General features: G+C 70.1%; 9 protein-coding genes. 5 read left to right on the top strand and 4 right to left on the bottom strand.

Annotation, left to right across the window (positions count from 1 at the left end; genetic code table 11):
• Positions 1–2: 2 nt before the first annotated feature.
• From ACFWYM_RS10055 to ACFWYM_RS10040, 4 genes are all read left to right on the top strand, one after another.
• Positions 3–1,175 (top strand): pyridoxal-phosphate-dependent aminotransferase family protein, encoded by a 1,173-nt coding sequence (locus ACFWYM_RS10055; RefSeq protein ID WP_384832909.1) that lies wholly within the window; start codon positions 3–5, stop codon positions 1,173–1,175.
• On the top strand, positions 1,168–4,122 hold the full coding sequence (locus tag ACFWYM_RS10050; RefSeq protein WP_384832906.1) for an FAD-binding and (Fe-S)-binding domain-containing protein: 2,955 nt from the start codon (positions 1,168–1,170) through the stop codon (positions 4,120–4,122). The genes ACFWYM_RS10055 and ACFWYM_RS10050 overlap by 8 nt, the downstream gene beginning before the upstream one ends.
• Positions 4,123–4,589: 467 nt before the next feature.
• Positions 4,590–5,768, top strand: a complete 1,179-nt coding sequence (locus ACFWYM_RS10045) for a DUF1266 domain-containing protein (RefSeq protein WP_384832903.1) — start codon at positions 4,590–4,592, stop codon at positions 5,766–5,768.
• Between the two features lie 189 nt (positions 5,769–5,957).
• On the top strand, positions 5,958–6,257 hold the full coding sequence (locus ACFWYM_RS10040; RefSeq protein WP_384832900.1) for a hypothetical protein: 300 nt from the start codon (positions 5,958–5,960) through the stop codon (positions 6,255–6,257).
• A gap of 159 nt (positions 6,258–6,416) precedes the next feature.
• On the opposite strand, the gene ACFWYM_RS10035 is transcribed toward ACFWYM_RS10040, so the two are convergent.
• Positions 6,417–7,058 (bottom strand): hypothetical protein, encoded by a 642-nt coding sequence (locus tag ACFWYM_RS10035; RefSeq protein ID WP_384832897.1) that lies wholly within the window; start codon positions 7,056–7,058, stop codon positions 6,417–6,419.
• 361 nt (positions 7,059–7,419) lie between these two features.
• Entirely contained in the window at positions 7,420–8,439 is a 1,020-nt protein-coding gene (locus tag ACFWYM_RS10030) for an ETX/MTX2 family pore-forming toxin (protein ID WP_384832894.1), read from the bottom strand.
• A 924-nt stretch (positions 8,440–9,363) separates the two neighbouring features.
• Between ACFWYM_RS10030 and ACFWYM_RS10025 the strand changes: the two genes are divergently transcribed.
• Positions 9,364–10,458, top strand: a complete 1,095-nt coding sequence (locus ACFWYM_RS10025) for a hypothetical protein (protein WP_384832892.1) — start codon at positions 9,364–9,366, stop codon at positions 10,456–10,458.
• Between the two features lie 130 nt (positions 10,459–10,588).
• On the opposite strand, the gene ACFWYM_RS10020 is transcribed toward ACFWYM_RS10025, so the two are convergent.
• Entirely contained in the window at positions 10,589–11,536 is a 948-nt protein-coding gene (locus ACFWYM_RS10020) for a hypothetical protein (RefSeq protein ID WP_384832889.1), read from the bottom strand.
• Positions 11,533–13,275 (bottom strand): CotH kinase family protein, encoded by a 1,743-nt coding sequence (locus tag ACFWYM_RS10015; protein ID WP_384832886.1) that lies wholly within the window; start codon positions 13,273–13,275, stop codon positions 11,533–11,535. Before ACFWYM_RS10015 ends, ACFWYM_RS10020 begins: the two co-directional genes overlap by 4 nt.
• Between the last annotated feature and the right edge of the window lie 69 nt (positions 13,276–13,344).

The following is a 13,344-nucleotide window of genomic DNA, read 5'->3' as shown; positions in this document are numbered from 1 at the left end:
CAGTGACCTCACGCACCGGGCGGCACTTCTTACAGATCCCGGGCCCCACCAACATTCCCGACCAGGTACTCCGCGCCATCTCGGCGCCCACGACCGACCACCGCGGACCCGAATTCGCCGCGCTCACCACCGAATTGCTCGCGTCCCTGGGGCCCGTCTTCGGCACCTCCGGTCCCGTCGTGATCCTCCCCGGCTCCGGTACGGGCGCCTGGGAAGCAGCCCTCGTCAATACGCTCAGCACGGGCGACCGGGTGCTCTGCGTGGAGACCGGCCACTTCGCCACGCTCTGGCAGCGGATGGCCCAGGACCTCGGCCTCTACGTCGACTTCGTCCCGGGTGACTGGCGCCACGGAGCCGCCCCCGAGGACATCGCCGAACGGCTGGCCGCCGACACCGTCCGTACGATCAAGGCCGTCTGCGTGGTGCACAACGAGACGTCGACCGGAGTCACCAGCAGGGTCGCCGACATCCGGCGGGCCATCGACGCCACGGGACACCCGGCGCTCCTCCTGGTCGACACCATCTCCTCGCTCGGCTCCATCGACTACCGCCACGACGAGTGGGGCGTCGACGTCACGGTCGCCGGATCCCAGAAGGGGCTGATGCTCCCGCCCGGCCTCGGCTTCAACGCGGTCAGCGACAAGGCCCTCGCCGCCTCCCGCACCGCGCGCCTGCGCAGGTCCTACTGGGACTGGCGGCCGATCATCGAGGCGAACCGGCGCGGCCTCTTTCCGTACACTCCCGCCACCAACCTCCTCTACGGGCTCGCCGAGGCGCTGCGGATGCTCGAGGCGGAAGGGCTTCCCGCGGTCTTCGCCCGCCACGACCGGCACGCGGCGGCCACCCGAACCGCCGTACAGGCATGGGGACTCGAGGTGCTGTGCGCCGATGAGCGCGAGTACTCGTCCTCGCTCACCGCCGTCCTCCTGCCCGACGACCAGGACGCCGACAAGGTGCGGGAGATCATCCTGGAACGCTTCGACATGTCGCTCGGGGCAGGTCTCGGCAAGCTCGCCGGGCGGATCTTCCGCATCGGTCACCTCGGCCACTTCAACGACCTCGCGCTCGCGGGCACGCTCGCCGGCGTGCAGATGGGCCTGCAGCTGGCGGGCGTACGCATCGATCCGAGCGGGCTCGCCGCCGCGCTGGACATCCTGCGAGAGCCCCATGGATGAACAGGCCACGGGCGCAGGCCGCCGGGACGAGGTGTCCCGCAGCCTTCAGCACCGACTCGCCCAGGACCTCGAGGGCGAGGTCCAATTCGACGACTACACCCGGCACTTGTTCGCACGCGACGCCAGCATGTACGCGATCACACCCCTGGGGGTGGCCTTCCCCCGGCACGAAGGCGATGTCGCCGCCGCCGTCGCCGCGGCCGCCGCCCACCAGGTGCCCGTGGTCCCGCGCGGAGCCGGCACGAGCCTGGCGGGCCAGACCGTCGGACCCGGTCTGGTCCTCGACCTGTCGCGGCACATGAACCGCATCGTGGAGCTCGACCCGAGCAGCGGCACCGCCGTGGTGGAGACCGGTGTCGTGCAGGACCAGCTCAATCGCGCCGCGGGCCCGTGGGGCCTGATGTTCGGCCCGGACACCTCGACCAGCAACCGCGCCACCATCGGCGGGATGATCGGCAACAACTCCGCCGGCAGCGGCTCGGTGCGCTACGGCATGACCATCGACCACGTCCGCGCACTCGACGTGGTGCTCTCGGACGCGACCCGCGCCCACCTCGCCCCGATCGACGAGACCGAACGAACGCGCAAGGCACGCCTGACCACCCTGGAAGGCGCCCTCCACCGCGAACTCCCCGCTCTCGTCAGGGCCAACGCGGCGGCGATCGCCGAGGGATTCCCCGCCCACTGGCGGCGCGCCTGCGGCTACCGCCTGGACCGGCTCGCACGCGAGGGCATCCCCTTCGACCTGGCCAAGTTCATCGTCGGCTCGGAAGGCACGCTGGCCGTGGCGACCACGGCCGTGCTCGACCTGGTGCGCAAGCCGAGCCGCACCACGATCGCCGTCGGCCACTTCACCTCCGTGGCACACGCCATCGCGGCGACCGAAGACGCCCTCGCCTGCGACCCGGCCGCAGTGGAGCTCATGGACAAGACGATCCTCGACCTGTCCCGCCGCAAGATCGAGTACGCGGCGCTCGGCGACCTCCTGAAGGGCGACCCCGAGGCCCTGCTCTTCGTCTCCTTCACCGGTGAGGAGGAAGCCGAACTCCTCGACCGCATGCGGCGCCTGACCGCCCTCTGGTCCCGGCACGGCCACGGCTACCACACCCTGCAGGCCGTCACCCCCGCCCAGCAGGCATCGCTGCTGAAGGTCCGCAAGGCGGGCCTCGGCCTGCTCATGGCCGCGAGCGAGGGCACCCGACGCCCGCTCGCCTTCGTCGAGGACACCGCGGTCGACCCGGCCCGACTCGCCGACTACACCCGCCGGTTCAAGGGCGTCCTGGACCGGCAAGGCATGACGGCGGGCTTCTACGGCCACTGCTCGGTCGGCTGCCTGCACATCCGCCCCTACCTCGACCTCGCCGACCCGGCGGACGTCAACCGCATGCGGGCCGTCGCGGAAGAGATCAAGGACCTGGTCGCCGAGTACGGCGGCGTGAACTCAAGCGAGCACGGCGACGGCCTGGCCCGCAGCGAGTTCAACCGCGAGATCTTCGGAGAGCAGCTGTACGAGGCGATGCGCCAGGTCAAGCACCTCTTCGACCCCCACGGCGTACTCAACCCCGGCAAGATCGTGGACGCACAGTCCATGACGGACAACCTGCGCGACGCGGCCCTGCCGCCCTCCCCACCCCTGCGCACCCGCCTCTCCTTCGAAGTCGTGGGCGGCGACGGCGGCATGCGCGCGGCAGCCGACCGGTGCATGAACATCGGCCTGTGCCGCAAGACCGGCAGCGGCGCCATGTGCCCCTCGTACATGGCCACCCGCAAGGAGGAGGACTCCACCCGCGGCCGAGCGGGCGCCCTCGTCAAGGCCCTGTCCGAACCCGACCCGCACGCGGCACTGGGCGACGAGCGCCTGCACGAGATCCTCGACCTGTGCCTGATGTGCAAGGCGTGCAAGAGCGAATGCCCGCTCGGCGTCGACATGGCCGCCCTCAAGAGCGAGACCCTCTCGCACCACCACGACCTGCACGGAATACCGCTGCGCAGCCGCCTCTTCGGCGCGATCCGCACCCTCAACCGCCTCGGCTCCGCGACCGCCCCCCTGTCCAACCTGCCCGGCCGCCTCACCCTCCTGCGCCGCCTCATGGACCGCCTGCTCGGCATCGCCCCCCAGCGCCCACTGCCGGCCTTCGTCCACCGCAACCTGCTGCGCTGGGCCCGCCACCGCACACCCGCCCCGCACCCGGCCACTCTCGGGACGCTCACCTACCTCGCCGACTCCTTCACCACCTACACCGAGCCCGACATCGGCCGGGCGGCCATCGACCTCCTCGAACGCGCCGGGTGGCGCGTGCAGTTGGAGAGCGGGGGCTGCTGCGGCAGATCGAGCCTGTCCAAGGGCCTGATCGACGACGCGAAGCACAAGGCACAAGGGCTCGCCCACCGACTGCACCACTCGACCGCACCCGACTCACCGATCGTGGGCTGCGAACCGTCCTGCCTGATGACCCTGCGCGACGAGCACCGGGCCCTGCTGCCCGACGACGCCGCGGTCGCGGACGTCGCGCGCCGCGTACGCCAGGTCGAGGAGCTGCTCCTGGAAGCCATCGACGCCGGACGCCTGCGACTGCGCGAGACCTCCTGGCTCACCGGCCGCAGACTCCTCTACCACGGCCACTGCCACCAGAAGGCGGAGGTGGGCACGGCCGCGACCGTCGCCCTGCTCAACCGCATCCCGGGCGCCACGGTCGTCGAACTGGACGCCGGCTGCTGCGGCATGGCGGGATCCTTCGGCTTCGAGTCCGAGCACTACGAGATGTCGATGACGGTCGGCGAGGACCGCCTGTTCCCCGCGATCAAGGCAGAGCCCACCGACACGGTCGTGGTCGCCACGGGCGTCTCCTGCCGCCAGCAGATCTTCCACGGCACCGCACGCGACGCCTGGCATCCGGTCCAGCTGCTGCGCGAGGCGGTCTGGGCGGAACAGAGACCGCGGGTCTGACCGACGACGCGCTGCCGACGTCGAGGAGCTGCACTTTCGTTGCCGCGGCACTACTGGTGAACCTTTGGAGCTGCCGGTGCTGCCGGTGCTGCCGTGTTGCCGGTGTTGCAGCAGCAGCGCTCGGAGCGCGTCCGGCAGCGGCGGCGGCTGAACCTGGCGAACCAGCCTGCCTGGCAGATCGTATCCGGGTGCGCACCGGCAAGTGCGGTGCGGACGTGGCCGGTTGGGACCTGGCCTGACTCGGCACCTGCGACGCGAACGACGTCAATCAGTTCTGGCACTTCAACGGAAACGACGCCGGGGACCTGCTCTGGATGTCGCACGACGACGGAAAGCTCCTGAGCACGCCCTACCGGGAGGGCACCCCGCAACCGTGCCGGCGGGGGCCCGCGCCGGACCCCCGCCGTCACGGCGGGATTCACGATCGTTAAGCTCTGCGTCTCATGGGGACACCGATCATGGGTTCGATGGGACAGGGGCAGCCCGCGTGGGTCCCGCCGACCGACGTCGAGCGGGCTTTGTTCGACGCCAAGTCGCGCGGGGACTGGGACGGTTATCTGCGCGTCCTGCTCGGCGCCGACACCCTGGCGTATGCCGTGCGGGAGAAGGCCGACCGCAACAAGGCGGACGGCGGCTGGCTGACGCACCGGGCCGACGACGGGCAGACGTACTTCGCCGTCTACACGCGCGGCGAACTGCTGCCCCGCCGCCCCCAGATCGTGGCCGTCGCGGTGTCCGTGCCGCTGCCCGCCATGGAGTGGTGGGGCGGCGAGACGGACGAGTTGAAGGGCATCATCGTCAACCCGGGCACGCCCACCGAGGGCCGCTTTCCCGACGCCCGCAAGAAGCGCCGCCAGTGGAAGGCGCTGAAGAAGGACGTTCCGCAGCGCGGGCACGACGACGATGCGCTGATCACCAAGTACACGGGCCCGCTGCACGGCCCGCTCGCCCACGGCCTGGCCTGCGGCACGCACCTGGCCGTACACCGGCAGGTCCTGTGGAACGACATCGGCGACGTATGCGTCGACTACCGCGACGACGCCGAGGTGCTCCGCGACTCGTGGGGCACGACGGAGCGGGCAGCCTGGGTCCAGCAGTTGAACTTTCTGCTGGCGGGGCAGAACAGCCCGCCGGAGCCGGAGTTCGCGCTCAGCGTGCGTCGCGAACTCGCCGCCCGCCACCCGGGGGCGCACGCCGATCCGCAGGCGTGGCAGGGGGCGGCCGCCGACACCCTGCGCCGGCGCGGCACGGGCCAGGAAGGGATCGCCCGGGTCCTGGACGTCATCGGCAAGATCACCCGCTATGAGGCCCGATTCCGCGCGGACGGCATCCTGGCGCCGGACGGCTATGTGCCCTCCGCACTCGGATACGACTACGGTCGCGCCGTCAACTACGCCCGCTGGGGCCTCGGCGCACGCTTCGCCGAACACGCGGAGGTGGAGCAGGCGGTGCTGTGGGCGGGCGAGCTGTGCCGCGAGACGTACACGTCATGGGAGGAGTTCTCTGCGGGCTACATACTCGGCCGGGTGCTCCGCTTCGACGAGGAATCCTTCGGGCACATGTACTCCTCGGCCGTCACACCGCACCGGATCCTCACCACGGACCCGGCGAGCCCGTGGCGGAACATCCCCTTCCAGGCGACCTGACGAACTCGTCAGCAGTGCGGCAGCGGCATGTTCCTCGGCGGGTCGTGCGGTGTGTTCACGTCGCCGCCGTCGGTGGCGGTCGCAGCGCGTCGAACAGTTGGCACGCGGCGTCCGTATCACTGGGTGAGTGCGCCATCGAACCCTCGCGATGCAGCGAGGACGACCAGTGATGAAGGGCAGGGACCGACGATGCTGCGACCGACCAGAAGGACGACGCGGGGCTCGCTGCTCGTGGCCGGGACGGCCGCCGCTCTGCTCGCCGTCGCCGCACCCGCGACGGCGAGCACGGCGTCGCTGTACTGTGGCGCCGGCCGTGGACTGACGGCCGGGGCTGCGATCCAGGGCGCGATCGACGACGCCCAGGTCTCGGCGAGCGGCGACGGCAGGTTCGAGTGTGAACGCGTCGGTGATCCGCAGATCTTCGAGGTCTTCGACGACCCGAACTTCGGCCACATCTTCCGGGCCAGTGTGACGATGTCCTGCGCGTGATGGAACAGGGCTGCCGGACGCCGGTCCGCTGCCCCGCGTGCGGGACACACGCAAGGGGGCGGCGCAGTCCACGGTCCTGAAGTGACGGCTGGGGGGGGAGGGGGCGGGAGTGAAGCCGCCGCCCCCTCACAGGCCGCCGTCGGCGTCTGGTGTGCGCGGTCAGCCGACGACGTAGAGCTTCTTGGGCCAGCCCACGCGGTCCAAGCGCTTGAACAGGTCCTTGATGTGCGTCGGATGCAGCTTGATACAGCCGTTGGAGTAGTAGTCGTTGGGGCTCTGGTTCGTCCAGCGCTCGGACTCGATCGTGCCCTGCCGCCCGTTGGGCTTCATCTCGCTATGGATGAACAGCTCGGTCCGCTTGGTGCCGTTGCTGCATCGCTTGTCCGAGAGCTTGATGACGAAGCCGTTGATGACCCCGTCGAAGTTCTTGCGGTGCCACTGCACGGCGTACGGGTGGCGGGCGTCTGCGTCGGGAAGCCAACCACGGCCCACGGCGCAGGAGTTCTTGATCTGGCCGGAGCCCGCCTTGTACGTCTTGATGACGGCGTCCCGCCCCGGCACGCGCTTCACCAGCTCCAGGCGGGAGTTGGTGACCGAGCCCTTGTCGAAACGCAGGTAGTACCGGTCGGTCGCCGCGGCGGACCGGCCGTTGTCCGCGTGTGTCCGGGACGGAGCTGCCGCTGTGGCGCCGGCCGCCGACGCGAGTACGCCAGACAGCGCGAGCGGCACGGCGAGGCGCCTCACGATGCTCCTGGTCCTGCTCCTGGTGCTGATGCTGGTCCTGGTGCTGCTGGTAGGCATGGCCTAGCTCCTCCGCGTCAGTGGATGTGAAGGCGCCCCGGGTCGGTCCGACCCCGCCGGTGATCCGGCTGCCTGGGCGGCAACGAGCTTGTGGCCGCGCCGGGTCGCCGGGCAAGGGAGTTCCGGTGTCCCGGACAGCCCGGAACCTGTCCGGCCTGGCCAGTGCGGTGGCCCGGACAGCCGCCGACCCGGATCGCGGTCAACTCCCCCATGAACAAGGCGCGTCACACCGTCACCTCGGAACGAATGCCGTCGACCTCGGCATGGGGATGGGAGGACGGAGAACGCCGCCTCGCGCAGCACGCACGCGGCCCGCTCGACCGGCGCGAGGCGCTCACCTCGTGCCGGGCGACGTCGTCCGTCAGCGGCCGGAGCGGATGGCCTTCTTGCCGTTCTGGTTCACCGGGACGGCGAAGGGCTGCGGGCTGCTGCTCCGCTGCCTGCCGTTGAGGTCCTTCTGGACGACGTTCACGTTGACGGACGTGCCCTGGCCGCCGCTGAACGTGCCGCTCGCGAAGGCGTCCACGCCGTCCCCGGTGACCTCGTAGCCGCTGGTGTCCACGATCCCGTTCCTCTGGCAGTCACGGAACACCTCTTCGATGGGCACGAACCAGAGCCAGTGGTAGTCGCCGTCGTGGTTGAGATCGACCTTGTCGTTGAACCAGACCGCCACGGCTCCCTTGAGGCCGGCGGTCGCCGTCCAGTCGATGTCGTACTTCTGGGTGCCGATGACGAGCGACGCCTCGATGAGGGACTTGGGCGGGATCTTGAGCGGGAGGTCCACACCCCAGGTCTGAGTCTCTTTGTGGGTGAACTCCTGGGTCGAGGAGAGGTTGGTCTCGATCGAGGTGGTCTCCGAGACCTTGGCGACCGCGGGAATCTCGGCCGAGACCTCCAGGGAGACGCCGATCTTCAGCGATTCGGTCACCGAGATCCGCAGGTCCTGTTCCGTCGTCTTGCTCTGCTTGTACGTCACGAGCTGCTCGACGGCCGAGCCGTTGCGGTAGTTGGTGGTGACGGAGCTGACCTGGCCCGGGACCGGCGAGGGGGCGTTGGGGTCGTAGGTGATGCCGCTGTACTTCGTGCTCACCTGGTACCTGTGGTAGTCGCTGAGGAAGCTCTGCCGCCCGTAATCCGTGGAGGCTGTGAAGCGGCAGCCGTTGGAGCCGGGGAACCGTTCCCGGGCCAGCCACGTGCCCCACGCGTCCGTGATCTCTTGGAGCGAGCGGGCGGCGCCCTTCTTGGGGGCCCTTTGTGGGGAGTTCGGTCGGTCGGGCGCCGCGGCCGCCGTGCCCGCGGTCATGAGGGAGACGGGGACGGCCGAGGCGAGGCCGGCAGCAGGGGCGAGAGCGAGAACACGCCGTCGGGACACTTGGCTCATGGAGATCCCAATTCGGTAGGGACGGAACGGGGAACCGTCGTGGCAGCCATGCAATCGGTGAACTCCCATGAGCAATAGGGACTTTGGTCACTACCTCGATCAACTGCACACGCTGCCGGGTGTTTCCGGCCATCGGCACCCTGGCGGCCATCACGGTCCGGGGCCTGACAGGCCCGGTCAACTCGCCCGTGCGAGGCCGTACGGGCCGCGGAGTCGCATCCATCGGGATCCGGACAGCTGGGGCAGATCACTGGATACGCATGGCATGATCACGGCGATCAGTACGCGCGAGTCATCGCGCTCCGTCCCGTTGTCTGCCGTGGTGGCGCGGTCCCGCAGGGCCGATGCCTGCTGCGACGCGGCCCACCGCACATCCTCAAGGGTTCAACTTTGCGCACGACAAGCAAGCACTTCCTTTTACCTGCACTGACCGGCCTGTCCCTCATATCCCTGCTGGCCACCGGGTGTTCGGCGGGCAATGCCTCCGGCGCCGGGCCGGGCGGCGGAGCGCGGACGCCCGCCGGGGCCGACACCGGCAGTGCCGGTGACGGCACGGAGCACGGAACCGGAAGCGGGGCCGGTGCCGGATCCGGCACCGCGGCCGGTGGCAATACGAGCAGGCCCGACGGTGCCCAGCGGCGGCTGCCCGTCACGGCGGCTCCCGCCGCAGGCGCGCCGGCCGCGGTGGTCCGACCGGGCGGCGGTGGCCGCCGGACGCACAAGTCGTCGCTGCGGGTGGCCTCGTACGACCGGAGCAGCGGACGTGCGGTGCTCACGGGGGCGGCGCCTGCGACTTCGGCGAAGTCCCCGGCGCACCCGCCTTCGGCCTCCCCACGTTCCTCGGCCCCCTCGACGCCGCCCCCTTCGGGTCCGCCGTCCTCCAGCGCCCCGCCCACAACGCCCGCGAAGAGCTCCGCTGTTGCAGTGGGCGACGTCATTGCGACTGCGCCTTCTCCCGGGGAGCCCGACGGCGTACTGGCCAAGGTCACCCAGGTGCTGGGCAGGAAGGGCGAGCACGGCACCGAGGTCACGATGGCCCCGGCCGCACTCAACTCGGTGCTGGGGGCGGACAAGGCCGACGGCAAGGTGCGCGTCGACCCGTCCGCGATGAAGGTCGAACCACTGGTCAAGGGCGTACGGCTGTCCTGGGCGAAGCGCGGCCGGCCGCGGGTGGGACCGCACGGCGCCAAGCTGCCGCTGGGCAGTCTGCGTCTCGACGTCGGTACCTCGGTCGCCACCGCGAAGGGCGCACCGGCCTCCGCCGCGGCCTCGGCCTCCGGATTCGTGCAACTCGCCCCGGAGATCGAGTTTTCGTACAACGGCAGTGGCGCCCGCGACAAGAGCGGCAAGGGGAGCGCGGACGCCGATGCCGTACCCGGTGGGGCGTACATCGGGCTGTCCGGTGACTGGGCCTCGCAGTGGGAGCTGAAGGGGCAGGCGGCGGCAGCCACCGAGCCCGGCAAGCCGCTGCGGATGCCGTTCGCCAAGCTGCACGCCGACCCGGTGATCCAGGTCGGCCCGGTCCCGGTCGTCGTCAACCTCGACCTGACCTGCTACCTCGCGGTGGAGGCCGACGGCCGCATCAGCGTGGACATCCGCCAGGACCTCAAGGGGGACTTCCGCGTCGGCGGCAGCTACTCGTGGTCCAAGGGCTGGACCTCGGTCAGCCGGTCCGACATGACCTCCACCCCCGTACGGGCCACAGTGGCGGCCGCGGGCAGGACCAAGGCCACGCTGGGCGCCGAGGCGAGCGTCGGGCTCTACGGCATGGCCGGTGTGAGCGCCGACATCGCCCCGTACCTGCGCGGCGAGGCGCACGCCTCCGCCACCGCGGGCACCGACGGCCGCGCCTCGGCCTCGGCCGAGTGGAAGGCGTTCGGCGGGCTGGACCTGTCCGGCTCGCTCAACGCCCAGCTGACCGTCTTCGGCACGCCGCTCTTCCGCAAGAGCATCCCCTTGGGCGCCCTGCATCGCGAGTGGAAACTCTCCCAGGGGAAGCTGTCGACGAACACCGGCTGATACGGCGGTGGTTGAGGGTTCGTCGCTCCGGCGCAGTGCTCCTGTGGGCATTGCGCCGGTTCACTTGCTGACGGCCGAATGTCATCGCGCCCTGCGCACGTATCGCCTCACCGTACAGAAGACGGTCAAGTCACCGAGGGGGTGAGGGGATCAGGAAGAGGTGGATCGACTGGTCCTTCGCGCGGTACGGGTCGCTCGCCGCGCCCTTCTTCGCCCGGTCCGAGACCACCACCACGTGGTCGGACGAAACCCAGGAGACGCCCTCGGGGGTGCCGTAGACGGTGCGCCCCTTGGCATCAGTGGGCAGGCGGTAGACCGTGCCCTCGTCCACCTGCCACTTCTTCGTGGCGAGGCGCCCCACCCAGAGCGCGGACGATGCCTGCGACAGTACGGCGATCCGGCCGTCACGCACGGAGAGGCTGCTGTAGTCCTCGAACGGCAGCGACGCGGGCAGCCGTATCGTCGCCGTGCGGGTCCACTGGCCGGAGCCGCTGCGGAAGACCTGGATGCGGCCGCCGCCGGGCCGTCGGCCCTCCTTGCCGCCCGTGCAGCGGTTGCCCTCGCACAGGCCGAGCAGATGCCCGACTCCGTTCCGCTCCACCCACTCCAGACCCTCCATGCCCTTGTTGGCGTCCGTGAGCGGGAAGTCCAGCCACGCCGAGCCGCGGAGCCGCAGCCGGCTGTCGTGCTCCTGGACACGGGCACGGAACCCCTTGGGCTTGACCGGAACGGCCTCGCTCAGCGTGAAGTAGCGGTCCTTGAGCGGGTCGTGAGCGAGATCCTCGTACCCCTCCGCCTCCAGCCCCTTGCCGCTCTTCGAACTCCCCGCTCCCTTACGCCCGTTGGCCGCTCGCAGGACGCCGTTCTCCGGGGACTTCGGTGACAGCTCGCTGCTGATCCTGATGAGCGACGTCAGGTTGTCGCAGACGACGAGGAAGACGCCGTCGCGGTAGAGCACGCCGCTCGCTTCGAGGCGGCTGCCCGCGCTGTCGCCGACCAGGTCCTGGATCTTGGCCTCCTTGACGAGGCGCAGCTCAGGGGTCTTCTCGTTCTTGCGCTGCTTCTTTGCGGTGGTCATGACGGCAGGGCCTCCATGGCGCCGGGGAAGACGGCACCGCTGGCGCCGTTGGGATAGGTCTTGCGGAGCTCTGCGAGCTGCTGCCGGGCGCTGTCGTGACGCATCCGCGTGTAGTGGTAGATCCCGTAGGTGAACTGGGCGCCGCGGCTGAGCTCCCACTGGCGGTACGCGGCCCGGTACACCTCGTCGTTGGTGAACTGCCGCCCCGTGAAGGGCTGTCCGTGCGGGCTGGCCGACTCGAGATAGGCCGAGGCCGCGATGCGCTGCCACAGGCCCTCGCCCCCGGAGCCCTCGGCGCCGATCAGCGCGGCGACGCGGTCAGGCCCGAACTCCGTGTCGAGCAGGTACTCCAGGTGATCCAGGTAGTACTGGCAGAAGTCGTGGTGGCGCAGCAGGTTCGTGAACAGCGGCAGCCGTGACACGTCGTGCGGGGCGTGCGTGATCCGGCAGTAGCCGCGGGTCATCGCGGGCCAGTCGAGCAGGTCCGTGTACTGCCACGGGGTCGAGAAGAAGTCGATGCCCGAGCTGTTGTCGTAGTCCCAGGGGATGAACGTGAAGTACGGGCGGGACGTGAAGCCCTTCGCGTCGCCGAGCCGCCCCGAGTTGTAGAGGTAGTAGTTCGACGGCGTCGCGAAGTAGTTGTCCCAGCTGCCGAGGAGCACGTTGGCGCCCGCCCAGCGAAGGAAGGCCCGCACGTCCAGGACGTCCTCGACGGACGAGCGGAAGGCGTCGGAGGCGAACGCGCCCTCGCCGCCGCGCAGTTCGACCCCGTTGACCGCACGGATGAGGGCGGCGAGGTCGTCGTAGGTGTTGGCGGCCGGGTCGTCCTCGTTCGTCTTGAGGCGGTACGTCCTGTCGTCCACCGGGCTGCCCTCGGTGAAGTACTGGCGGCCGCCGTCCGAGCCGCCCGTGCCGGAGCGGTGCTCCAGGGTCGCGCAGCCGACGTCACCGCAGTACGCCTTGTAGAGGTTGCCCTCGGAGTTCTTGCCGAAGTGGTCCTTGAGGAACTTCTTGTCGACCTGCTCAATCACGGAGAACAGGCCCATGTAGCGGTCGTTGAGATGGAACATGGCGTACGTGTGCTGCGCGGCCGGTATCCCCGCGCGCTCGAGGAGCCGCCACGCGACGGCCTCGCGCATCTGCGAGGGGTCGTTGTACATCGCCTTGAGGTTGACCCGTTCCATGCCGTGGAGGCGGTCCTCGCTCTCCCCGACCTCGAAGTCCACCTTCCAGGACCGCTTCGGCGCACGCGCGGTCATGTTGCCGCTGTTGACGAGGGAGAAGGCGGGCGTCGAGAGCAGCAGTTCACCGGGGGACTCGCTGCGGGCGAGCGTCAGTCGCGCTCCCGGCGGCGCCACCATCACCTTGTCCGCCGTCAGCACACCGGGCGGCCAGCCGGTGACCTTGACCTGATACAGGTCGTGAGCGAAGAACTCCGTTTTGTCCCGCGCCGCCGCCATGAAACCGTCCACGGCTTTCCCGGCCTCGGTGAACTGCCCCTGCGGATCCTGGAGTACGAGTTTCCCGTCCGCCGCGTCCACGTCGTGCTGCGCGGCGAGCAGCAGGTCGAACAGCGCGCCGAACTCGGCCTTCGTGCGCAGCGCGGCGTCGGTGGGCCCCGCCGTCGCGTTGGCCTGCTCGGCGAGCCGTCGGCCCGGGCCTGGCGGCAGATCGCCGGGCACGAGAGACCGGTTCTTGAACGCGTCCCGGAATGTTGCCTTGTCGATGGTCCTGTCCACGGCGTCTCCCCAAGGGGTGCCAGAAGGTGAGCTTCCTTCTCTACGCCCGGTGTCACATGACCGCCAGCG

The sequence above is a fragment of the Streptomyces sp. NPDC059009 genome (assembly GCF_042740175.1).
Taxonomy (GTDB): Bacteria; Actinomycetota; Actinomycetes; order Streptomycetales; family Streptomycetaceae; genus Streptomyces.
The sequence above is the reverse complement of the archived record's forward strand: the minus strand, read 5'-3'. Positions and strand labels throughout refer to the sequence as shown.

Excerpts from the sequence above, each read along its gene's own strand:
- ACFWYM_RS10050 (WP_384832906.1), top strand. The coding sequence starts at position 1,168 with ATGGATGAACAGGCCACGGGCGCAGGCCGCCGGGACGAGGTGTCCCGC.
- ACFWYM_RS10045 (WP_384832903.1), top strand. The coding sequence starts at position 4,590 with ATGGGACAGGGGCAGCCCGCGTGGGTCCCGCCGACCGACGTCGAGCGG.
- ACFWYM_RS10040 (WP_384832900.1), top strand. The coding sequence starts at position 5,958 with ATGCTGCGACCGACCAGAAGGACGACGCGGGGCTCGCTGCTCGTGGCC.
- ACFWYM_RS10035 (WP_384832897.1), bottom strand. The coding sequence starts at position 7,058 with ATGCCTACCAGCAGCACCAGGACCAGCATCAGCACCAGGAGCAGGACC.
- ACFWYM_RS10030 (WP_384832894.1), bottom strand. The coding sequence starts at position 8,439 with ATGAGCCAAGTGTCCCGACGGCGTGTTCTCGCTCTCGCCCCTGCTGCC.
- ACFWYM_RS10020 (WP_384832889.1), bottom strand. The coding sequence starts at position 11,536 with ATGACCACCGCAAAGAAGCAGCGCAAGAACGAGAAGACCCCTGAGCTG.